The 21,269-nt window shown below is 65.7% G+C and carries 19 protein-coding genes; 15 read left to right on the top strand and 4 right to left on the bottom strand.

The features are described 5' to 3' along the window. Positions 1-129: 129 nt before the first annotated feature. Entirely contained in the window at positions 130-1,467 is a 1,338-nt protein-coding gene (locus B2W55_RS11495) for an MFS transporter (RefSeq protein WP_024580312.1), read from the bottom strand. Between the two features lie 133 nt (positions 1,468-1,600). Between B2W55_RS11495 and B2W55_RS11490 the strand changes: the two genes are divergently transcribed. The 8 genes from B2W55_RS11490 to B2W55_RS11455 all read left to right on the top strand — a co-directional run bounded on the left by B2W55_RS11490 (position 1,601) and on the right by B2W55_RS11455 (position 9,156). Further along, on the top strand, positions 1,601-2,626 hold the full coding sequence (locus B2W55_RS11490) for a histone deacetylase family protein (RefSeq protein WP_024580313.1): 1,026 nt from the start codon (positions 1,601-1,603) through the stop codon (positions 2,624-2,626). 140 nt (positions 2,627-2,766) lie between these two features. After that, a complete protein-coding gene (locus tag B2W55_RS11485) occupies positions 2,767-3,696 on the top strand; it encodes a Gfo/Idh/MocA family protein (RefSeq protein ID WP_024580314.1) in 930 nt (309 codons plus the stop codon). A gap of 2 nt (positions 3,697-3,698) precedes the next feature. Next, positions 3,699-4,781, top strand: a complete 1,083-nt coding sequence (locus B2W55_RS11480; protein WP_024580315.1) for an aldose epimerase family protein — start codon at positions 3,699-3,701, stop codon at positions 4,779-4,781. Between the two features lie 23 nt (positions 4,782-4,804). Next, positions 4,805-5,683: an SMP-30/gluconolactonase/LRE family protein gene (locus B2W55_RS11475; RefSeq protein WP_024580316.1), complete on the top strand. Its 879-nt coding sequence runs from the start codon at positions 4,805-4,807 to the stop codon at positions 5,681-5,683. A 52-nt stretch (positions 5,684-5,735) separates the two neighbouring features. Beyond that, positions 5,736-6,476: a TetR/AcrR family transcriptional regulator gene (locus B2W55_RS11470; RefSeq protein WP_024580317.1), complete on the top strand. Its 741-nt coding sequence runs from the start codon at positions 5,736-5,738 to the stop codon at positions 6,474-6,476. 19 nt (positions 6,477-6,495) lie between these two features. Beyond that, positions 6,496-7,365: an ABC transporter substrate-binding protein gene (locus B2W55_RS11465; protein ID WP_024580318.1), complete on the top strand. Its 870-nt coding sequence runs from the start codon at positions 6,496-6,498 to the stop codon at positions 7,363-7,365. Next, entirely contained in the window at positions 7,365-8,288 is a 924-nt protein-coding gene (locus tag B2W55_RS11460; protein ID WP_029878958.1) for a DUF1932 domain-containing protein, read from the top strand. Before B2W55_RS11465 ends, B2W55_RS11460 begins: the two co-directional genes overlap by 1 nt. An 85-nt stretch (positions 8,289-8,373) precedes the next feature. Continuing rightward, positions 8,374-9,156: an SDR family NAD(P)-dependent oxidoreductase gene (locus B2W55_RS11455; RefSeq protein ID WP_024580320.1), complete on the top strand. Its 783-nt coding sequence runs from the start codon at positions 8,374-8,376 to the stop codon at positions 9,154-9,156. Between the two features lie 15 nt (positions 9,157-9,171). Here the strand turns inward: B2W55_RS11455 and B2W55_RS11450 are convergent, their stop codons facing one another. Both B2W55_RS11450 and B2W55_RS11445 read right to left on the bottom strand, forming a co-directional pair. Then, the gene (locus B2W55_RS11450) at positions 9,172-9,975 is read right to left on the bottom strand and encodes an enoyl-CoA hydratase (RefSeq protein ID WP_024580321.1); all 804 of its coding nucleotides are present in this window, start codon (positions 9,973-9,975) and stop codon (positions 9,172-9,174) included. Between the two features lie 194 nt (positions 9,976-10,169). Then, entirely contained in the window at positions 10,170-10,883 is a 714-nt protein-coding gene (locus B2W55_RS11445; protein ID WP_024580322.1) for a hypothetical protein, read from the bottom strand. Between the two features lie 147 nt (positions 10,884-11,030). On the opposite strand from B2W55_RS11445, the gene B2W55_RS11440 reads away from it, so the two are divergent. The 7 genes from B2W55_RS11440 to B2W55_RS11410 all read left to right on the top strand — a co-directional run bounded on the left by B2W55_RS11440 (position 11,031) and on the right by B2W55_RS11410 (position 18,932). Then, positions 11,031-11,651 carry a class I SAM-dependent methyltransferase gene (locus B2W55_RS11440; protein WP_024580323.1) on the top strand — a complete coding sequence of 207 codons (621 nt, stop codon included), beginning with the start codon at positions 11,031-11,033 and terminating at the stop codon, positions 11,649-11,651. Between the two features lie 61 nt (positions 11,652-11,712). Then, complete coding sequence (locus B2W55_RS11435; RefSeq protein WP_024580324.1) at positions 11,713-12,123, top strand: DOPA 4,5-dioxygenase family protein; 411 nt, start codon at positions 11,713-11,715, stop codon at positions 12,121-12,123. A gap of 147 nt (positions 12,124-12,270) precedes the next feature. Then, the gene (locus B2W55_RS11430) at positions 12,271-14,652 is read left to right on the top strand and encodes a putative bifunctional diguanylate cyclase/phosphodiesterase (protein WP_024580325.1); all 2,382 of its coding nucleotides are present in this window, start codon (positions 12,271-12,273) and stop codon (positions 14,650-14,652) included. Between the two features lie 292 nt (positions 14,653-14,944). After that, positions 14,945-15,907 (top strand): DUF2778 domain-containing protein, encoded by a 963-nt coding sequence (locus B2W55_RS11425; RefSeq protein WP_244442172.1) that lies wholly within the window; start codon positions 14,945-14,947, stop codon positions 15,905-15,907. Between the two features lie 207 nt (positions 15,908-16,114). After that, on the top strand, positions 16,115-17,167 hold the full coding sequence (locus B2W55_RS11420) for an aromatic ring-hydroxylating dioxygenase subunit alpha (protein WP_024580327.1): 1,053 nt from the start codon (positions 16,115-16,117) through the stop codon (positions 17,165-17,167). 13 nt (positions 17,168-17,180) lie between these two features. Continuing rightward, complete coding sequence (locus B2W55_RS11415; protein WP_024580328.1) at positions 17,181-17,927, top strand: GntR family transcriptional regulator; 747 nt, start codon at positions 17,181-17,183, stop codon at positions 17,925-17,927. Positions 17,928-17,939: 12 nt separating this feature from the next. Next, positions 17,940-18,932 (top strand): PDR/VanB family oxidoreductase, encoded by a 993-nt coding sequence (locus tag B2W55_RS11410; RefSeq protein WP_024580329.1) that lies wholly within the window; start codon positions 17,940-17,942, stop codon positions 18,930-18,932. Between the two features lie 143 nt (positions 18,933-19,075). On the opposite strand, the gene B2W55_RS11405 is transcribed toward B2W55_RS11410, so the two are convergent. Beyond that, a complete protein-coding gene (locus B2W55_RS11405; RefSeq protein WP_024580330.1) occupies positions 19,076-21,037 on the bottom strand; it encodes a putative bifunctional diguanylate cyclase/phosphodiesterase in 1,962 nt (653 codons plus the stop codon). Positions 21,038-21,269 lie beyond the last annotated feature (232 nt).

Raw genomic sequence — 21,269 nt, 5'->3', positions numbered from 1 at the left:
CGGAATGGATCGCGCGGGGATTTGTACGTTCTAGCATCGATGCCTCCCACTGGCCAAGAAGACAAAAGGCAGACAAAGGCGGCGGCCGGAGCCGCCGTTGATATGTTGTTGCGGCGGTGGCGGCCTCGCTCAGGCCGCCTTCAGTTGCACCCGCTTGATCTCGCCGACGATGAAGAGATAGGCGATTGCGGCGACCAGCGCGTTGGCGCCGACGAACACCAGCGCGCCGTTGAACGAACCGGTGGCAGCGAGGATGTAGCCGATGATGATCGGCGTGGTGATCGAGGACAGATTGCCGAAAGTATTGAACAACCCGCCGGAAACGCCCCCGGCTTCCTTCGGCGAGGTGTCGGAGACCACGGCCCAGCCGAGCGCGCCGATGCCCTTGCCGAAGAAGGCGAGCGCCATGAAGCCGATCACCAGCGCCTGGCTGTCGACATAGTTGCAGCCGATGATCACCATCGACAGCAGCATGCCGCCGACGATCGGGATCTTGCGCGCCATGGTCAGCGAGCCGGTGCGGCGCAGCAGGTAGTCCGAGATCACGCCGCCGAGCACGCCGCCGATGAAGCCGCACAGCGCCGGCAATGTCGCGACGAAGCCGGCCTGCAGGATCGAGAGCCCGCGCTCCTTCACCAGGTAGACCGGGAACCAGGTCAGGAAAAAGTAGGTCAGGGTGTTGATGCAGTACTGGCCGATATAGACGCCGAGCATCATGCGGTTGGCGAGCAACTGGCGGATGTGGTCCCAGCGCGGGCCGCTGTCCTGCGCTTTGCCGTCCTTGGCCGCGTCCATGTCGACCAGGGCACCGCCCTGCTTGATGTAGTCGAACTCGGCCTCGTTGATCGAAGGATGGTCCTTCGGCTCGTAGATCGTCTTGATCCAGACGATCCCCATGATGATACCGAGCCCGCCCATCACGTAGAACACATGGCTCCAGCCATGCTCATGCGCGATCCAGCCCATCAGCGGCGCGAAGATCACGGTCGCGAAATACTGCCCCGAATTGAAAAAGGCCGACGCGGTGCCGCGCTCATTGCTCGGGAACCAGGAGGCGACGATCCGGGCATTGGCCGGGAACGACGGCGCTTCGGCGATACCCACCAGGAAGCGCAGCACGAACAGCAGCACCACGGCCGCACCCGCGGAGAGGAACCCGACCAGGCCCTGCATCGCGGTGAAGATCGACCAGACGATGATGCTGATCGCGTAGACCCATTTGGAACCGAAGCGGTCGAGCAGCCAGCCACACGGCACCTGCGCGATCACGTAGGACCAGCCGAAGGCCGAGAACACGTAGCCCATCGCGACGGGGTCGAGATGCAGTTCCTTGGAGAGGGCGGGGCCGGCGATCGAGAGCGTGGCGCGATCGGCGTAGTTCACGGTGGTGACGAGAAACAGCATCGTCACGATCAGCAGCCGGACGCGGGATCGCCGCGCGTCGGCGGCGGACACAATTGCGCTCATTCGCGCCTCCTTGGAAATTTCCTCGGGGTCTGTCCTAGAGAGATGACGACAATGGGTCCAAGCCGAAACGGGTATCGATTGATACCGATTTTGGATCGATTATGCTGGGAACCGCATCGAACAGGAGTGTCCCGTGAAGGCCGTCTATAGCGATCTGCACCGCAGCCATGATCCGCAATTCTTCCTGGTCCGCGGCGTGGTCCAGCGCACCACCGAGCAGCCCGAGCGCGCCGATCGCCTGCTGGCGGGCCTGAAGGCCGGCAGCCACAGGCTGATCGAGCCGACCAAGTTCGGGCAGGGGCCGCGGGCGCGCGTGCACAGTCCGGAATATCTTGGCTTCCTCGAGGGCGCCTGGGACGAATGGTTGGCGCTCGGCAATGCCGGACCCGAGATGATCGCGAACATCCACCCGGTGCGTAATGCCGGCACCTATCCGGCCCATATCGTCGGCAAGCTCGGCTGGCACACCGTCGACACCGCGGCCCCGATCGGTCCCGGCACCTGGGCCGGCGCCTGCGCCTCGAGCGACGTCGCGGTCACCGCCGCGCAGATGGTGCTCGACGGCGAGGACGCCGTCTACGCGCTGTGCCGTCCGCCCGGCCACCATGCCTATCGCGACCTCGCCGGCGGCTTCTGTTTCCTCAACAACAGCGCGATCGCGGCCGAGCATCTGCGCCAGAAGCATGAGCGCGTCGCGATCCTCGACGTCGATGTGCATCACGGCAACGGCACGCAGGGCATCTTCTACGAGCGGGGCGACGTCTTCACCGTCTCGATCCACGCCGATCCGTCGTTCTTCTATCCCTTCGTCTGGGGCTATGCACATGAGCGCGGCGCTGGGCCTGGCCTTGGCACCAATCTCAACATTCCCCTGGCCAAGGGCACCGGCGACGACGACTACATGAAGGCGCTCGCGGCGGCCGAGAAGGCGATCCGGTCGTTCGCGCCGACTGCGCTGGTGGTTGCGCTCGGCCTCGATGCCTCCGAGAAGGACCCGCTCGCGGGCCTCGCCGTCACCACCGACGGTTTTCGCCGGATCGGCGAGGCGCTGGCCCGGTTCGGCCTGCCGACGGTGCTGGTGCAGGAGGGCGGCTATCTCTCCGATATCCTTGGCGCCAATCTGACCGCGGTGTTGGGCGGCTTCGAAGCCGCCCGTTAACCGCAATCTTGCAAACGGGGTGCGACGAGATTGCCAGACTGCAACCAGACTAGAGCCGTGCGGTTGGTGTCCGGCGCTGACCGATGGTCTCGCCTTGACGGCGTCAGCCGGTCGAGGCGGTCGACAATGCGAGGACGGCCATGAGCGACCTGCTTCGCATTGCCATCGTCGGTTTCGGCGAGATCGCTCACAGGCAGCATGTGCCCGCGATTGCCAAGACCTCCGGCGCGGCATTGGTCGCGGTGGTGGATCCCGAAAAGATGCCGCCCGGCCTGCCGCATTTCCGTGATTTGCAGGAGCTGCTGCGCGACGGCCCTGACGTCGATGCCGTCGCGCTATGTACGCCGCCGCAGGTGCGTCATGCGCAGGCGGCTGCCGCACTCGCCGCCGGCAAGCATGTGCTGCTGGAGAAGCCGCCGGGCGCCACCGTTGCCGAACTCACGCCACTGATCGCAGCGGCGCGTCAGGCAGGCCGGACCTTGTTTGCGAGCTGGCATTCGCGCTTTGCGCCCGCGATCGGGGCGGCGCGACAACTGCTCGCAGGCCGCACCATCAGCAAGGTCTCCATCATCTGGAAAGAAGACGTCCGGGTCTGGCATCCGGGCCAGGCCTGGATCTTCGAGGCGGGTGGCTTCGGCGTGTTCGATCCCGGCATCAACGCGCTGTCGATCCTCACCGAGATCCTGCCGCGACCGCTCTTCGTCAGGAGCGCGGTGCTGGACTTCCCTTCCAATCGGGCCGCGCCGATTGCAGCCGAGATCGAACTTGCCGATGCGAGCGGCCTGGCGATTCATGCGGAATTCGACTTCCGCCAGACCGGCTCGCCGAGCTGGGACATCCTGTGCGAGACCGAGGCCGGGCCCGTCAAACTGTCGAAGGGTGGCAGGCAACTGCGCGATGGCAACACGCCGGTCGTCGACGCCACCGACGAGGAGTATCCCGCGCTCTACCGCCGCTTTGTCACGCTGACGGCGGAAGGCAAATCCGATGTCGACCTCACGCCCTTGCAGCTCGTTGCCGATAGCTTCATGCTGGGGCGGCGACGCCTCGTCGAGGCGTTCGAGGACTGAGCATGACATCAGGTGGAATTGAGCGCGGGTCCTTCGGCAGATTGTCCGACGGCACCGTGGTCGAGCGCGTGACGCTGCGCGGCGCGCATGGCTTCGAAGCCACCATCATCCCCTTCGGTGCGGCGCTGCAAGCGCTGGTGACGCCCGATCGCGACGGGCATTGCGACGACATCGTGCTTGGCCACGACGATCTCGATGGCTATCTCGCGCAGCGCAAGTTCTTTGGCGCGACCATCGGACGCTATGCCAACCGGATCGCCGGCGCGCGCTTCGTGCTCGATGGCGAGACGGTGAGGCTCGACGCCAATAACGGTCCGAACGCGCTGCATGGCGGGCTACAGGGTTTTGACCGCAAGCTGTGGCGGATCGTCGAACTATCGGATGATCCGGGGCCCGCGCTGGTGCTGGAGCGCGAAAGCCCGCATGGCGAGGAGGGCTATCCCGGCAATCTCGCGGCCCGCGTGACCTATCGCGTGCGCAACCCGATGGAGCTTTCGATCACGTATGAGGCAACGACCGATCGGCCGACCTGCCTCAACCTCACCAATCACAGCTTCTTCAATCTCGACGGCGCGCGCGCCGAACGGCAGATCCTCGATCACCGGCTGACCATCGCCTCGGATCATTTCCTCGCTGTTGACGCCACGGCGATCCCGCTCACCGGGCCGCCGCGGCCGGTCGACGGCACGCCGTTCGACTTCCGCGAGCCCACCGCCATCGGCGCACGGATCAGAGCCGATGACGAGCAGCTCCGGCTCGGGCGCGGCTATGACCACAATTTCTGTCTCGCCTCGGGGATGAGCCTGCGCTTCGCCGCGCGCCTCGAGGCGCCACGTAGCGGCCGCGTGATGGAGCTGCTCACCGATCAGCCGGGATTGCAGTTCTATTCCGGCAATTTCCTCGATGGCTCGACCGCCGGCAAGGGCGAGCGGCTGTACCGGCAATCCGATGCGCTCTGCCTCGAGCCGCAGGCCTGGCCCGACACGCCGAACCGGGCTGATTTTCCGTCCGCTCGGCTCGATCCCGGGCAGACCTACCGGCGCAGCATCGTCTATCGTTTCTCGACGATTGGAGCACCGCCATGACCGATCACGCCGCTGCTGTGCTGATGGATGAGGTGCCGACCTCGGTGTTGTCGGCCGAGCGCTGCCATCTCGGCGAGGGGCCGACCTATGATGCTGCGACCGACACCGCCTGGTGGTTCGACATCCGCGAGCGACGGCTGTTCGAGCATCGCTTCGCCGACGGACGCACTGAAATCCACGCCCTGCCGAACATGGCGAGCGCGTTGGCGCGGATCGACGATGACCGGCAACTGATCGTCACCGATGCCGGGCTCTATGTGCGACGGGTCGCCGATGGCCGCCTGGAATTGTTCGCCGCGCTGGAAGCCGACAACCCGGCGACGCGTTCCAACGATTCGCGCGTGCATCCGTCGGGTACATTCTGGATCGGCACCATGGGCCGCCAGGCCGAGCAGGGAGCGGGCGCGATCTATGCCTTGCATCGCGGCCGCATCACCAGGCTTTATCCCGACATCACGATCCCGAACGCGATCTGCTTTTCGCCGGGCGGCGACGTCGGCTACTTCGCCGACACCGCGACCAATGTGCTGTATCGGGTGCCGCTCGACGCCGCGACCGGACTGCCGGTCGGCGAACCCGCCGTCCTGATCCGGCATCGCGGCGCTGGCGGGATCGACGGCGCGGTCGTCGATGCCGATGGGCTGATCTGGAACGCGCGCTGGGGCGGCGGCTGCATCGATGTCTACGATCCTTCAGGCAAGCATCTGCGCTCGCTACGCGTGCCGGCGAGCCAGTCGAGCTGCCCGGCCTTTGTCGGCCGCGATTTCTCGCGCGTGCTGGTCACCTCGGCCTGGCAGGACATGGACGAAGCGCAGCGCGCCGCCGATCCCGGGCATGGCAAGACTTTCCTGCTCGATGCCGCTGCGCGCGGCCGCGCGGAGCCCGATGTCAGGCTTTCCTGACCGCAGGCTCGCCTTGTTGACGTGACCTGATTATTTGGACGATAGTGCAAATATGGTCCGCAAGCCCGCCAAATCCAACATCAAGTCCGACCTGAAGGCCGCCAGCACCCGCAAGCCGAACATGCGCGAGGCGATCCTCGCCGCGGCGGAAGAGTTGTTCTCGACCTATGGCTTCAACGCCGTCTCGGTGCGCGACATCGCGCAGGCCGCCGGCGCCAATCCCGGCAGCGTGACCTATCATTTCAAGACCAAGGACGGCCTGCTGCTGGAGATCTACCGGCGGCATTGCGGACCGATGAACCGGCGCCGCTCCGAACTGCTGGCGGCGGCACGGCGGGTGCGCGACTTGCAGGACCGGCTGGAAGCGATCGTACGCGCCTATGTGTTGCCGGCCTTCACCTCGGGCAGCGACCTTGCCGGCGGCGGGACGCGGTTCACGCGGTTGCGCGCGATCATGTCGGCCGAGGGCAACGAGGTGGTGCGCAAGATCATCGCGCAGACCTTCGACGACACCAGCCACGCCTTCATCGACGCGATCCACGACAGCCTGCCGCATATTCCGCGCACCGACCTGGTCTGGCGCGGCCACTTCCTGCTCGGCGCGCTGTACTACACGCTGGTGACGCCGGAGCGCGTCTCGCGCCTATCACGCGGCCGCGCCGACGGCACCGATGCCGGCCACGCCATCGAGGAACTGGTGCGCGCGACCGTCGCCGCGTTCCAGGCCGCGCCGCTCGATCCGGCGCCGCCGCGCAAGGTGCCGGGCGCAACGCCGGGACGAGCGCTGACCTGACCCCGCGGAGTTCGTCGCCATGGAAAAACTTCGGCTGCGCACGGTGCTTGGCAATCACCCGCACATCGAGGCGGTGAAACGGGGTGAGCTGCGCTCCGACCTGTTCGATCTCGACTTCGTCGAGTTCACGCCCACCAACGCCGCGTTCAAGCCGATGGTGCGCGAGCAGGCCTTCGACGTCTGCGAGATGGCGATCGTGACCTATCTGATGGCAAGGGCGCACGGCAAGCCGCTGGTGCTGTTGCCGGCGGCGATGGTCGGCCGCTTCCAGCACGGCCATGCGCTTTGCCGCGCCGATCGTGGTGCGATCACGCCGGCCGATCTCGAAGGCAAGCGGGTCGGCATCCGTTCGTTCACGACCACGACCGGGGCCTGGATGCGCGGCATCCTCGCCAATGACCATGGCGTCAACCTCGACAGCATCGATTGGGTCACCTTCGAGGATCCGCATGTCGCCGAATATGTCGACCACACCGAACGTGCGCCGAAGGGCAGCACCATCATCCAAATGCTGAAGGACGGCGAGCTCGACGCCGTGCTGGGCGAGACCTCGAACGATCCGGCGCTCAAGCCATTGTTCGCCGATCCGGCCGCGGAGGCGGCGCGGTGGTACGCGCGGCACGGCGTCGTGCCGGTCAATCATCTGGTGGTGGTGACGAAGCAACTCGCGACAGCGCGGCCGGATGTGGTGCGCGGCCTCTACGATCTCCTCAAGCGCGCCAAAACGGAGGCTGGTCCGACGGGTGCGCCGGATATGCTGCCGTTCGGCGTCGCGGCAAACCGCAGACCGCTCGAAATGATGATCGACTATTGCGCGCAACAGGCGCTGATCCCCCGGCACGTCGCGGTCGACGAGCTGTTCGACGCCACAACACGGGACTTCAACTGATGACAATCTCCGGCGATCCCAGACAATGGCAGATCGGCATGCTCGGCTATGGCGAGGTCGGCCGCATCCTGGCCGAAGATCTGCGCAAGCAGGGCCTAAACGTGTCCGCCTACGACATCAAGCTCGACCGCGAGCAAGGTGCGCCGCTCCGGGCGCACGCGGCCGAGATCGGCGTCGAGCTCGCCCGATCCCATGCCGATCTCGCGGCGCGGGCCGATCTCATCATCTCGGCGGTGACTGCGAGCCAGGCGGTTGCCGTTGCCGAGGCTTCGGCGCCTGCGATCGCGAAAGGGGCCTGGTTTCTCGATTTCAATTCAGCGTCGCCCGGCGCCAAGCAGCGCGCGGCGGCCCATATCGATGGCGCGGGCGGCCGCTATGTCGAGGGCGCGGTGATGACGTCGCTGCCGCCCTACCGAATCAAGGTGCCGTTGCTGCTCGGCGGCCAGGACGCGCGGGAGCTGGCGCCGCTTCTGGTTGCGCTCGGCTTCGCGGCGAAGGTCGCGAGCGACGAGCTCGGCGTGTCCTCGGCGGTCAAGATGTGCCGCAGCATCATGATCAAGGGCCTGGAGGCGATGGTGATCGAGAGTTTCACCACCGCGCGTGCTTACGGCGTCGAGGACGCGGTGCTCGCCTCGCTCAAGGAGACGTTTCCGGGCATCGATTGGGAGAAGCAGGGCGCCTATTTCTTCCAGCGCGTGATCGAGCACGGCCGCCGGCGCGCCGAGGAGGTGCGCGAGGTGGCGGAGACCGTGCGCGAGGCCGGGCTGACGCCATGGTCCGCGTCGGGGACCGCCGAGCGGCAGGGCTGGGTCGCCGATCTTGCCGACGAGGGCGTGTTCGGCAGCAAGGGAACGGCGGAATTTGCCCGCAGTGCCGATTGGCGCACCGAGGCCGACCGGATTCTCGCGCGCATCAAATCCTGACGCCGCCTGCGGAGAATCCGCCGCGTTCCCTGCCGCCGCGCAATGCGCTATTGCTCCGTGAACGGTTTGGTCTGGAGACACTCCCATGAAGAATTCCGGCAAGGTCGTCGCCATCACCGGCGCGGCGCGCGGCATCGGCAAGGCCTGCGCCGTACGCTTCCTGTCCGACGGCGCCAGCGTCGTGATCTCTGATGTCGACGGTGCGGCGCTCGCCGAAACGGCCCGCGAGCTCGGGCATGCCGATCGGTTGCGCACCGTCGAAGCCGATGTCAGCAAGCGCGCCGACGTCGATCGGATCGTCGCGCACACAGTGAAGGAGTTCGGCCGGCTCGACGTCATGGTCAACAATGCCGGCGTCGCGCGCAACCGCGACTTCCTCGAGATCAGCGAGGCCGAGTTCGACGACGTGATGGGGATCAACCTCAAGGGCGCGTTCTTCGGCGTCCAGGCCGCGGCCCGCCAGATGATCGCGCAGGGCGGTGGCGGCGTCGTCGTCAACATGTCTTCGGTCAACGCGCTGCTCGCGATCCCCTCGCTTGCGACCTACGCGATGTCGAAGGGCGCGATGAAGCAGCTCACCTCGGTGGCAGCGGTTGCGCTCGCGCCGCACGGCATTCGCGTCGTGGCGGTCGGGCCGGGCACGATCCTGACCGAGATGGTGGCGACGGCGATCTTCTCGTCCGACGAGGCCCGGCGCAGCGTGCTGTCGCGCACCCCGGCCGGCCGCTGCGGCGAGCCGAGCGAGGTCGCCTCCGTCGTGGCGTTCCTCGCCAGCGACGACGCGTCCTATGTCACCGGCCAGACCATCTATCCCGACGGCGGACGGTTGATCCTCAACTACACGGTGCCGGTCAACGAGAAGAAGTAGTCGGCAAGGGTCGCGCTAGCGGCCCTTGAACTGCGGCTTGCGCTTTTCCATGAAGGCGTTGCGGCCTTCGCGGAAATCGGCGCTGTCCATGCAGTCGATGCCGATCTGCTTGATTGCGGCCATGTCGCGCTCGGCGGGGTCCTTCTGCACCTGCGCGATGGTGATCTTGGCCGCCTTGATCGCCAGCGGCGCGTTGCCGGAAATGGTGCGGGCGATTTCCATGGTCGCGTCCCACAGTTCGGCATCCGGCAGCACCCGATCGACCAGGCCGATCCTGAGTGCTTCGGCGGAGTCGATCCGCATGCCGGTGTACATGATCAGCCGCGCCCAGGATGGCCCGACCAGCGACACCAGATGGCGCAGCCCGTCATAGCCGTAGGCGATGCCGAGCTTGGCGGCGGGAATGCCGAACTGGCCGCTGGCGCCGGAGATACGGATGTCGGTCAGCATCGCGACCTGCATGCCGCCGCCGAGACAGAAGCCGCGGATGCAGGCGATGGTCGGTTTCGGATAGTCGGCGAGCAGGGCGCGCTGGGCGGCGCTGCGCCGTGAATATTCCTCGGAGGCTGCCGCGTTATGGCGGGTCTTCTCGAACTGGCTGATGTCGGCGCCCGACACGAAGGCCTTGTCGCCGGTGCCGACCAGGATCACGACCCGGACGGCCGGATCATCGCGCAAGGCGACCAGCGCCTCGCCGAGTCCCTCCCACATCTCCAGCGACATCGCATTGCGCTTGTCGGGATTGTTGAAGGTGATGACGCCGACGCCATCGACCACGCTTTGCAGGATCTTGCCGTCGGCGAGCGATTTATCTGACATGTCTGGCCTATGCGGGTTCGGTGTGAATTCGACCGAACCTAGCATCCGGCCCAAAGCCGCGGCAGGCGGCTTTGGGCACGGCGCTGTTGCGTCGGCGTACGGCAACGCTGCCCGTGCTTCATCCCGGCTTGGCCTTGTTCGGCTTTCGATGGTACGATTGTAGGTATTGCGGGCGCCAGGCCTTTCGCCTGACGTCAGTTGTCCTGCGTCAGCGCCTCCGGATCTTCGGCCGCGCGCAGGCGTGCGAGGCTGTCTTCGGTCGCCGTCGCGCCGGCCGCCGCGATCGCGATCTCCCGCGCCAGGTTGGTGCATTCGGCCCACAGCAGGAAGAACACCAGCGGCGGCCGCTCGCGCGCCTCCAGCATCTGCCGGCAGCGGTCCGTGGCGCCGTCGAGTGCCCACCACTGCCGGGCGACGACCATCACCTTGCGGAAGCTTCGCAGCGTGCCGGAGAACTTTTGCGGATCGGCGTTGACGATGGAGCCGCAATGGTTGAGCCAGTTCAGCGCGGCGTAGATCGCAATCCCGTAATCCTCGATCGCGGTGCCGGTGAAATCGACGATGGTCTTGTCGTGCGCGCGCTGGCGCAGGAAAGCGTCGATCATCTCGGCCTGGCGGGATGGATCGGCGAGCAGCGCGGCGTCCTTCCGCGGCACCATCGGGACATAGCGCATCGCTTCGAGCCGCGTGTGCTCCCAGATCGCCCTGGTATCGCCGAGCAGGTCGCCGGGCTTGCGTTTGCAGGCCGGATAGACCAGCACGCCATTGTCGGCCAGATCGAGATAACGCGGCACCACCTTGTCGAGCGCTGCGAGAAACGCCAATGGATCGGTCAGGCCGCGCAAATCGCTGGCGGCGTCGTCCGCTTGTGCAGGCCTGTTGACGCGTGTCCAGCCGAAATTGGCCATCCCGGGCGCCCCGATCTCAACCTCTGCGTCAGGTTAGATGGAAAATACCGCGATGCAAATGCGGCATTTGCGGTTGCGCGCCCGGTGCCGGTTGACGCGGGAAACCGTCGCGCCTAGCTCATGGTTAATCTTTCGGGTTCGATCGCCATGACTGCTTCTGAACGCCAATCGCATTGGCAGACCGTTTACCTGACCAAGGGCGAGCAGCAGGTGAGCTGGTCGCAGGCCGATCCGCAGCCATCGCTGCGCCTGATCGAATCCGTCGCGGCTGGCCACGACGCGGCGATCGTCGATGTCGGCGGCGGGGCGTCACGCCTGGTCGACGCGCTGCTGGCGAACGGCTTTCACGATGTTGCCGTGCTCGATCTGTCCGACGCCGCGCTGGCGAACGCACGGCAGCGGATCGGCGCGGCAGGCGATGCGGTGCGTTGGATCGCAGGCGATGTAACGGTCTGGCAGCCGCGACAGGCCTTCGACGTCTGGCACGACCGCGCGGCGTTTCATTTCCTCGTCGAGGAAGACGATCGCGCAGCCTATCTCGACAGGTTGCATCGCGGTGTCCGGGCAGGCGGCCACGCCGTGATCGGCACCTTCGCGCTGGACGGTCCGGAGCAGTGCAGCGGACTTCCGGTGCGCCGCTATGATCCGGCATCGCTCAGTCGGACCATCGGTCCGGAATTCGAACTGATCGCCGCGGAGCCGCATCGGCACGCGACGCCGTGGGGCGCAGCACAGTCGTTTCAGTTCAGCGTTCTGCGACGGAAATGATCGGTTGCGAAGCTGCATGGGACGAGCGATATGCGAGCCGGCCTGAACCAGGAGAAGCGAGATGACGGATGCGCCAAGGACGATCGGCGAGATCGCGAGCTATCACGCCCATGTCTACTACGATCCAACGTCCAGCCGGGGCGAGGCCGAGCAGCTCCGCACCTGGATCGGCGAGCGCTTCCTGGTCACGCTCGGACGCTGGCATGACGTCAAGGTCGGTCCGCACGACCAGGCGATGTATCAGGTGGCGTTTGCCGCCGAGCTGTTTCCGACCCTGGTGCCGTGGCTGATGCTGAACCATGGCCGGCTGAGCATCCTGGTCCATCCCAACACGACGAACCCGCGCCGCGATCACCGTGACGATCCGCTGTGGATCGGCACACCGCTTGCCGTCCATGCCGACAAGCTGCCTGAAGAGGCCGAAATGGAGCTGGCTCTGGCGCCGAACACGTCGCCGACATTGCGCCCATGAGCGTCGTTGGCCTGCCGCCGGGATGCGTAAAGTTTGACGCAATTCTATTCCGGCCAAGTCGTTTCAAACTCATTGCGTTTTGCAACGTGAGGTTAAGTCACGGTTCCTAGGCTTACCCGACGTCTATTCCGTCGGAGCGCATTGGACATGTTCTTTTCGTTTCGAAGCTGGTCACTGTGGCGGGTGGTAGGGCCGCTGCTCGCGATCGTGTTGCTGCTTGCCGGCCTGTCGGCGGGAAGCCTGCAAGTGATGTCGGCGGTACGGGCCTATGTGGCCGGCGAGAGCCTTTTTTCCAAGGGCCAGAAGGACGCCATCTATGACCTTCAGATCTATGTCAGCACCGGCGCGCCGCTCTATCTGACGAAATTCGATGCCGCGATCGCGGTGCCGCTGGCCGATCGCACGGCGCGGCGCGCGTTGGAAGCGCCGGGCAACAATGACGCCGTGGCGAGGGACGGCTTCGCCAAGGCCGGCAATCATGATGACGATATCAGCGGCCTGATCTGGCTGTTCAAATACTTCCGCAAGTTGCACCACGTCGCCGGCGCGGTGACGGCATGGCGCAACTCGGATGCGCTGCTCGATCAGCTGATCGAGATCCGGAACGAAGCCGCGAACGACAGCGCGCTGCATGATCCGTCGGCCGCGACGATCAGGCACTGGGCCGAGCGGATCGGCGCGGTCGATGCCGCCCTGAGTACGCTCGCGGTCGACTTCTCCGACCATCTGGGCAAGGCATCGCGTCAAGTCTCCGCGCTGCTGCTGCTGGTCAATGTCGTGATCGCGGTCTGTCTCGCCGGCATCGTCCTGTTTCATACACGACGGATGCTGTGGCGGCGCTGGCTTGCCGAGACCGCGCTCGCAGTCGAGAAGGAGCGTGCCCAACTCACCCTGGCGTCGATCGGCGATGCGGTGATCGTGACGACCGAGGACGATCGCGTCGGCTACATGAACGCTGCGGCGCAACGGCTGATCGCGTCGGGACACGATGTGACCGGCTGGCCGCTTGCATCATTGTTCAGCATCGCGGAACAGCCCGTAGGAGGACCGTTCCAGGCGGCCAATGCCGACGATGACGGCCATTCGCAGCAGCGGCTCCTGGTGCGGTCGGATCGTTCCAGCGTGCCGGTCTCGGTGGTCGAGACCCCGATCGTGCATGCCGGCGAACCCGCCGGCCGCGTCATGGTCATTCACGACATGACCGCGGAGCGGCGGCTGGTCGAGGAACTGGCTTGGGCCGCTTCCCATGATGCGCTCACCGGGCTCGCGAACCGGCGGCAGTTCGAGTTCGAATTGCACCGGGCGATGTCGGTCTCGCCGGCAACGGGGGCGGACCTGATGCTGATCGACCTCGACCAGTTCAAGATCGTCAACGACACCTGTGGCCACATGGCGGGTGACCGGCTGCTGAAGCAGGTGGCCAGGCTGCTGGAAGGCGAAGTCGGCGGCAGCGGGCTGGTCGCGCGTCTCGGCGGCGACGAGTTCGGGATCCTGCTGCGCGATGACGGCTCTGCTGCCCACGATGTCGCCGCCGACGTCGCGGAGCGGATCAGGGCGGTGGTCGAGCAGTCGAACTTCGTCCATGACGCCTCGAGTTTCCGGATCAGCGCGAGCATCGGGCTGGTCAGGCTGGCCGATAGTGCCGGCGTGCAGGACGCATTGCGGCTTGCCGACGTTGCCTGCTTCCTCGCCAAGGACAAGGGACGCAACCGGGTTCAGGAGCATCGCCCGTCCGACACCGGCATGGCGGTGCGCGTCGCCGAGATGAGCTGGGTCAATCGGATTCGCAAGGGATTGGACGAGGAGCGGTTCTGCCTCTACGAGCAGGAAATCCGTCCCGTGAGCGGCGTGCTGAAAGGCAATGAGCGGCGCGAACTGCTGCTGCGGCTGCGCGACGAGAGCGGCGCCGTGGTGCCGCCCGGCAGCTTCCTGCCCGCCGCCGAACGCTACGGATTGATGCCGCTGATCGACCGCTGGGTGGTTCGCCGCGCCTTCGAGGTCATCGCCGAGCGCAAGCGCTCGCCGCGCAAGGTGGCGAGCTATGCCATCAATCTTTCCGGCGCCACCATCGGCGACAGCGACTTCGTCGACTTCGTCGCCGAGTTGTTCGCGCTGCACGACGTTTCGCCGGCATCGGTGTGCTTCGAGATTACCGAGACCAGCGCCATCTCGAACCTGGACGAGGCGCAGAAATTCATCGCAAGGCTGCGCGAGATCGGTTGCAGCTTCTCGCTCGACGATTTCGGCACCGGCATGTCCTCGATCGCCTATCTGAAGCATCTGCCGGTCGATATCATCAAGATCGACGGCTCGTTCGTGAAGGAGATCCTGAACAGCAAGGTCGATCGCGCGATGGTCGAGATGATCACCAAGACCGCGAAGATCATGCAGAAGCAGGTGGTCGCCGAATTCGTCGAGAGCGCCGCCATCCTGGACGAACTGCGCCAGATCGGTGTCGACTACGCCCAGGGTTATGCGATCGGGAAGCCGGTTCCGGTGCTGACCCTCTGGGAAGAAAAGATCGCCTGAGTCGCCCAGGATTGTCCCGAATTGGGACTTTTTCGGGCATTTCAGCCCGCCCGGGGCTGATTCCCGGCAGTTTCCATCCGAAAAGCGTTTAAAAATCCTGTCGTTGCCCGCTCCGTCTCGATTATGCCTTACTCTAATTCCCTGATATAATGAGCGATCGGTGAATCCCGCGTGGGCCGGGCAACAGGCCCCAGAGCACCGTACTTGGGGACGGATGGGTCAACGTACGACGAAAGCTGCCGGGCGTAAGCCAAGCCGCGGCATGTCTCTGGTGGGCAGCACGGCGTTTGCCGTGAGCGCGCTCGTCCTGTCGTCCGGCCTTGCCGCCTGGGTGGTCGGCATCGATCCGACGTCGTGGCTGCATGGGTCCGCGCTCGCCAACACCACCGCATCGCTGAGCTTCGACGACCGGTTCGGCTCTCGCTCCACGATCAATACGTCCTCGCTCTATTATCCGCTGCGCCGCGGGTTCCGCTCGAGCCGCGGCGATTTCAATTCCGAGTTCGGTCAGATCGAAGACGCGCTCGCCGGTCAGCTGCGTGACACGCAGACCGAATTGCCGACCAGCCAGCCGGCGACGGCGTCCGTCGCTGCCACGGCTGCGCCGGCGACATCCACAGTGCCGATGCCGCGCTCGCGGCCGGCCGAGGCCAATCTGCTCGCGCGGAACGATCAGGCGCCAGTGCCGCAGCCGGCGCCGGTGCAGCAGGGCGACAACCGCACCTTCCTCCAGAAGATCGCCGACATGATGCCGGGCAAGCTGCAACTCGCCTCGCTCGATCCGAATGACGGATTGCTGTCCGGCCCGAGCCCTGATCTCGGCGCGCTCGGCTATGACAGCACCACGGCGGTCTACGACATCACCGGCCGCATCGTGTACATGCCCGACGGCACCAAGTTCGAGGCGCATTCTGGTCTCGGCAATCTGCTCGACGATCCGGCGCATGTGAATGCCCGCAACGCCGGTGCGACCCCGCCCGGCATCTACGAGATGAAGCCGCGCGAAAAGCTGTTCCATGGCGTCCCCGCGCTGCGCATGACCCCGGTCGACGGCAGCGAGACCTTCGGACGCGTCGGCTTGTTGGTGCACAGCTACATGCTCGGCCCGAACGGCGACTCCAACGGCTGTATCTCAGTCAAGCACTACGACAAGTTCCTGCAAGCTTACCGCAGCGGCACGATCAAGCGCATCGCCGTGGTGATCAGCATCAAGGACACGCAGTCGGCCTCGAGCCGCTCGCCGTCGAACTCGTAAGCGTCGCCGGGCCGCTGGCGGCCCCTCAATTTCCCTCCCCGTTGACCTCACCGTGTCCAGGCCACGCCTGGCCGCGCACTTTGGCGCGTCATGAGGTTTTGAGATATTTATGTATACCGCTATGTCTCGATATCGACGATTTTCGATGGAATTTGCTATCGATCGGGAGTTAATGTATACATAGAGTATCCAGAATGGGAGCGATCGATGCCCAACTCCTTCCCGATGAACGCGTGGTACGCAGCCGGCTGGGATGCCGAGATCAAACAGGCACTGTTGCCGCGCACGATCTGCGGCAAGCACGTCGTGATGTACCGGAAGGGTGACGGCGAGGTGGTGGCGCTCGAGGATGCCTGCTGGCATCGCCTGGTGCCGCTCTCCAAGGGCCGCCTCGACGGCGATACCGTGGTCTGCGGCTATCACGGCCTGAAATACAATGCGCAGGGCCGCTGCACCTTCATGCCGTCGCAGGAGACGATCAATCCGTCGGCCTGCGTGCGCGCCTATCCCGTGGTCGAGCGCCATCGCTTCATCTGGCTCTGGATGGGTGATCCTGCACTGGCCGATCCTGCCTTGGTGCCGGACATGCACTGGAACCACGATCCGGCCTGGGCCGGCGACGGCAAGACCATTCATGTCAAATGCGACTACCGCCTCGTCGTCGACAATCTGATGGACCTGACCCACGAGACCTTCGTGCACGGTTCGAGCATCGGCAATGACGCGGTCGCCGAAGCGCCGTTCGACGTCACCCATGGCGAGAAGATCGTCACCGTGACGCGCTGGATGAAGGGCATCCAGGCGCCGCCGTTCTTCGTCAAGCTGTTGCAGAAGCCGGGGCCGGTCGATCGCTGGCAGATCATCCGGTTCGAGGCGCCATGCACCGTCACCATCGATGTCGGCGTCGCGCCGGCCGGATCGGGCGCGCCGGAGGGCGACCGCTCGCAGGGCGTCAACGGCTATGTGCTCAACACCATCACGCCGGAGACCGAGAAGACCTGCCATTACTTCTGGGCCTTCGTCCGCAACCACCGCCTCACCGAGCAACGCCTGACCTCGGAGATCCGCGACGGCGTCGCCGGCATCTTCCACGAGGACGAGATCATCCTGGAAGCACAGCAGCGTGCGATCGACGAGAATCCCGACCGCGTGTTCTACAATCTCAACATCGATGCCGGTGCGATGTGGGCGCGGCGCGTGATTGACCGCATGGTGGCGAAGGAAAATCCACCGCCGCAGCGCATGCAGGCGGCCGAGTAGGCGGGAGCAAGCCATGGCGGAGCGCGAAGCGGATCGCTCAGTGTCGCAGACCGTGCGGGCGCAGCTCGCGCTGCGCGACTTGGTATTGGCGGGCCGGCTGCGGCCGGGCGAGCGTATCTCGGAATTGCAGGCGGTCGAGATCACCGGAGTGTCGCGCACGCCGGTGCGGATGGCGCTGGTCCGGCTGGAGGAGGAGGGACTGCTGGAGGTGATCCCGTCCGGCGGTTTCATGGTCAAGGCGTTTTCCGAGCGCGACATTCTCGATTCGATCGAGCTGCGCGGCACGCTGGAGGGGCTGGCCGCGCGCTTCGCCGCCGAGCGTGGCGTCTCGTCGCGCGACCTCGAGCCGTTGAAGCAGTGTCTCAACGAGATCGACGACCTGGTGCGGCAGGATCCGATCTCGATGGATGCATTTTCATCCTTTGTCGCGCTCAACGCGCGATTTCACGCGCTGCTCACCGAGCTGTCGCGCAGTCCGCCGTTGATCCGGCAGATCGACCGCGCCTCGGCGCTGCCATTCGCCTCGCCGAGCAGCTTCGTGATGGCGCAATCGGCCTTGCCGGAGGCGCGCCGGATCCTGCTGATCGGGCAGGAACATCATTGCGTGGTGGTCGACGCCATCGAGAACCGCGAGGGCGCGCGCGCCGAGGCGGTGATGCGCGAGCATGCCCGGCTTGCGTCCCGCAACCTGCGGCTGGCGCTGCGCAATCGAACCCATCTCGATCTGCTGCCGGCGCTGGCGCTGGTCACGGCCGGCTGAACGGAGCGTCCCATGCGATTCATTGCAACCTGGACGTCCGCCACGCTGCTCGCGACGCGCGACCTCACGCCCGGCATCCGTGAATTCCTGCTGCGGCCGGACGGCTTTTCGGGCTCGCCTTACCCGATCGGCAGCCACATCGATGTCGGCGTCACCATCGATGGCCAGCCGCAGACCCGCTCCTATTCGCTGATCGGCGAAATCGATCCGCAGGGCTATCGGATCGCCGTTCGGCGCGCTCCGGATTCCCGCGGCGGCTCGCACTATATGTGGTCGCTGGCGCCGGGAGCGCGGCTCAACATCACGCTGCCCGCCTCGCTGGTGCAACTCGACTGGACGCGGCGGCAGTTCTGCCTGATCGCAGGCGGCATCGGCGTCACGCCGATCGTCGGCGCGGCACAGGCGCTGGCGCGCCGCGGCGCCGGCATCACGCTGCACTATGCCGTGCGCACGCGCAGCGACGCCGCCTATCTCGACATGCTCGAAGGTCTGCTCGGCGACCGGCTCGTGGTTCATGCCGGCGACGAGGGCAGGCGGCTCGACCTCGACGGTGTGTTGGCCGCCCTGCCGCGCGATACCATGACCTTGTTCTGCGGTCCGATGCGGATGCTCGATGCGGCACGGCGCGCCTGGGAAGCGGCTGGTCGTCCGATGACGGATCTGCGCTACGAGACGTTCGGATCGAGCGGGCTGCTGCCGACCGAAGCGTTCCGCGTGCGGGTCAGGGACCAGGGGACGGGAGCGTTGACCGAGTTCGTGATCCCGCGCGACCGATCGATGCTGGATGTGCTCGACGAGGCCGGCCACGAAGTGATGAGCGACTGCCGGCGCGGCGAATGCGGCGTCTGCGCGCTCGACGTCGTCGGCGTCGATGGCGAAATCGATCATCGCGACGTCTTCTTCAGCACGCACCAGAAGCAGGAGAGCCGCAAGATCTGCGCCTGCGTCTCCCGCGCCCGCGGCACCATCACGGTGGATACCCTGCATCGCGCCGACGCGCTCTGACGCGCCCGGCCGGCAAGGCGCGCCTGAACAAGGCTGTGCCAGAGATCAGGTTGAGGTCGAACGGCGTCGAGAGTTCACCTCTCCCCAACGGGGAGAGGTGTATCGAGACCGCGGCAAGCCGATCAACCAAAACTTATTCCGCTTTACGCCGCGTGCACCGACCGCCGCGGATTGTGATCGAGCAGGGCGGAAATCTCGCCGCCCGACATCGGGCGGCCGATCAGATAGCCCTGCACCTCGTCGCAACTGGTCTGGCGCAGATATTCGAGCTGATCCGCGGTCTCGACGCCTTCGGCCACGACGCCGATCTGCAAATCCTGCGCGAGAGAGATCACCGATTTGACGATCGCGGCGCAGTCCGGTTGGGTCAGCATGTCCCGGATGAAGGATTGATCGATCTTGATGCGGCTGAACGGCAGCTTGCGCAGATAGGTCAGCGAAGAGAAGCCGGTGCCGAAATCGTCGAGCGCGACCGTCACGCCGAGCTCGAGCAGCGCGTTCAGGATCGCGGGCGCCGATCCATATTTCGAGATCAGCATCGATTCGGTGATCTCGACCTCGAGCCGGTTCGGGGCGACGTTCGCCGCGGCGAGCGCGTCGACGATGGTCTGCAGGATGCCGACGTTCTGGAACTGGACCGCGGAGAAATTGACCGCGATCCTGATGTCCTGCGGCCAGCGCGCCAGCATCGCGCAGGCGTTGCGGATCACCCACTCGCCGAGCTGGTGGATCAGCCCGCTCTCCTCGGCGATCGGAATGAAGACGCTCGGCGGGATCAGGCCGCGCACCGGATGCTGCCAGCGCAACAATGCCTCGAAGCCGGTGACACGGCCTTTGCGGATGTCGAGGAACGGCTGGTAGACCAGAAACAGCTGGTCGGCCTCGATGGCGTGTTCCAGATCCCGTTGCAAGGCGCGGCGGTCGCGCGCGGCCTGGTCGTCGCTCGCCTCGAAGAAGCAGATGGGACCCGGACCGGATTTCTTCGCCCGATAGAGCGCGATGTCGGCGTGCTTGAGCAGATCGTGGGACGTGCTGCCGTCACGGGGCGCGAGCACGATGCCGATGCTGATGGCGCTTGATATCTCGAATCCGTCGATCGGGAACGGATCGGCAATGGCCGCGACGAACTGCTCGGCGATCGCGAGCGCATCCTCCGGCCGCGTCAGATTGGACATGATCAGCGCGAACTCGTCGCCGCCGATCCGCGCGACGTGCTCGGCCGCGCGCGTGCAGCGCTGCAACCGGGCCGCAACCTGCACCAGGAATTCGTCACCGGCCGGATGACCGAACCTGTCGTTGACTTCCTTGAAGCGGTCGAGGTCGAGCAGCAGCACCGCGAATTCCTCGCCCGAGCGTGCCAGCCGGCCGAGCGCGCCGTTGAGCGCCTCGTTGAAGGCGACGCGGTTCGGCAGATGCGTCAGCGGATCCTGCCGCACCGTTCGTTCGGCCTCATGCTGGGCGATGATCCGCCGCCTGAACTCGAACGCGTTGACGAAGACGCCGCGCAGCAGCACGGAGCCGTAGACCACGACCAGCACGGCCAACAGCAGATAGACGAAGTCGCCGTCGCGGCCGAGGCAGATCGCGATGCCGGCGAAGATCGGCCCGGTGAAGGCGATCGCGGCGACCGGGATGGTCGAGAAGGCGAAGGCGCCACCCGCCAGCATTCCGGCGCACAGGCAGGTGATCACCAATTGCCCGCCGCTCGATGCGCTCGCGAAGAAGGCGACCGGGACGACGCCCCAGGCAGCGCCGAGCGCCAGCGCGTTGCGCACCAGCCGGTACATGGTCCGGCGCGAGACGAATTGCGGCTTGGCGATGCGGCGTGCCGCGCGCGCCTGCAAGCCGAAGAGCAGTGCGCCGCAGCTCACGGCGGCGGCCCATATCAGCGCGAAGACCCAATCGGGCGATAGCCAGAGTGCGACCGCGAGCACCATCGCGTTGCAGGCATTGGCGAGCATGATGCCGAAGGAATAGCCGAGCACGAGCGAGATCTGCTCGGCGCGGATGTGGCCGGCAAGCGCTTCATCCGTCGGTGGTGCGCCGAACGCCGCAAGGTCTCCCGCGAACAAGGCCGCGAAATATGATCTGAGATCGCTACGCATCTCACTACATTGCCTGCGTGGTCTGGCCATGACGCAGTGCCGAAGAATTCTCTGCAAACCTTTGACAAACTATGAATTCTTGGGATGAACCAAGCCGCGTTGGGGGAGCGGATCGGTTCCACTGGTGGGCATTGCTAACAAATCGATACAAATGCGTGACGCGAGGTCACGGACCGGCAGGGATTGCCCAACGCCGCGCGGCTTGATCGGCCGCCGGTTTTTCGCAATGAGT

The sequence above is a fragment of the Bradyrhizobium sp. UBA2491 genome (genome assembly GCF_002341725.1).
Taxonomy (GTDB): Bacteria; Pseudomonadota; Alphaproteobacteria; order Rhizobiales; family Xanthobacteraceae; genus Bradyrhizobium.
This window is presented reverse-complemented; position numbering and strand designations above follow the sequence as displayed.

Coding starts and splice junctions, on each gene's coding strand:
- B2W55_RS11415 (WP_024580328.1), top strand. CDS start 17,181: ATGGCGGAGCGCGAAGCGGATCGCTCAGTGTCGCAGACCGTGCGGGCG.
- B2W55_RS11470 (WP_024580317.1), top strand. CDS start 5,736: ATGGTCCGCAAGCCCGCCAAATCCAACATCAAGTCCGACCTGAAGGCC.
- B2W55_RS11460 (WP_029878958.1), top strand. CDS start 7,365: ATGACAATCTCCGGCGATCCCAGACAATGGCAGATCGGCATGCTCGGC.
- B2W55_RS11495 (WP_024580312.1), bottom strand. CDS start 1,467: ATGAGCGCAATTGTGTCCGCCGCCGACGCGCGGCGATCCCGCGTCCGG.
- B2W55_RS11440 (WP_024580323.1), top strand. CDS start 11,031: ATGACTGCTTCTGAACGCCAATCGCATTGGCAGACCGTTTACCTGACC.
- B2W55_RS11485 (WP_024580314.1), top strand. CDS start 2,767: ATGAGCGACCTGCTTCGCATTGCCATCGTCGGTTTCGGCGAGATCGCT.
- B2W55_RS11430 (WP_024580325.1), top strand. CDS start 12,271: ATGTTCTTTTCGTTTCGAAGCTGGTCACTGTGGCGGGTGGTAGGGCCG.
- B2W55_RS11435 (WP_024580324.1), top strand. CDS start 11,713: ATGACGGATGCGCCAAGGACGATCGGCGAGATCGCGAGCTATCACGCC.
- B2W55_RS11480 (WP_024580315.1), top strand. CDS start 3,699: ATGACATCAGGTGGAATTGAGCGCGGGTCCTTCGGCAGATTGTCCGAC.
- B2W55_RS11465 (WP_024580318.1), top strand. CDS start 6,496: ATGGAAAAACTTCGGCTGCGCACGGTGCTTGGCAATCACCCGCACATC.
- B2W55_RS11450 (WP_024580321.1), bottom strand. CDS start 9,975: ATGTCAGATAAATCGCTCGCCGACGGCAAGATCCTGCAAAGCGTGGTC.
- B2W55_RS11445 (WP_024580322.1), bottom strand. CDS start 10,883: ATGGCCAATTTCGGCTGGACACGCGTCAACAGGCCTGCACAAGCGGAC.
- B2W55_RS11475 (WP_024580316.1), top strand. CDS start 4,805: ATGGATGAGGTGCCGACCTCGGTGTTGTCGGCCGAGCGCTGCCATCTC.
- B2W55_RS11420 (WP_024580327.1), top strand. CDS start 16,115: ATGCCCAACTCCTTCCCGATGAACGCGTGGTACGCAGCCGGCTGGGAT.
- B2W55_RS11455 (WP_024580320.1), top strand. CDS start 8,374: ATGAAGAATTCCGGCAAGGTCGTCGCCATCACCGGCGCGGCGCGCGGC.
- B2W55_RS11405 (WP_024580330.1), bottom strand. CDS start 21,037: ATGCGTAGCGATCTCAGATCATATTTCGCGGCCTTGTTCGCGGGAGAC.
- B2W55_RS11410 (WP_024580329.1), top strand. CDS start 17,940: ATGCGATTCATTGCAACCTGGACGTCCGCCACGCTGCTCGCGACGCGC.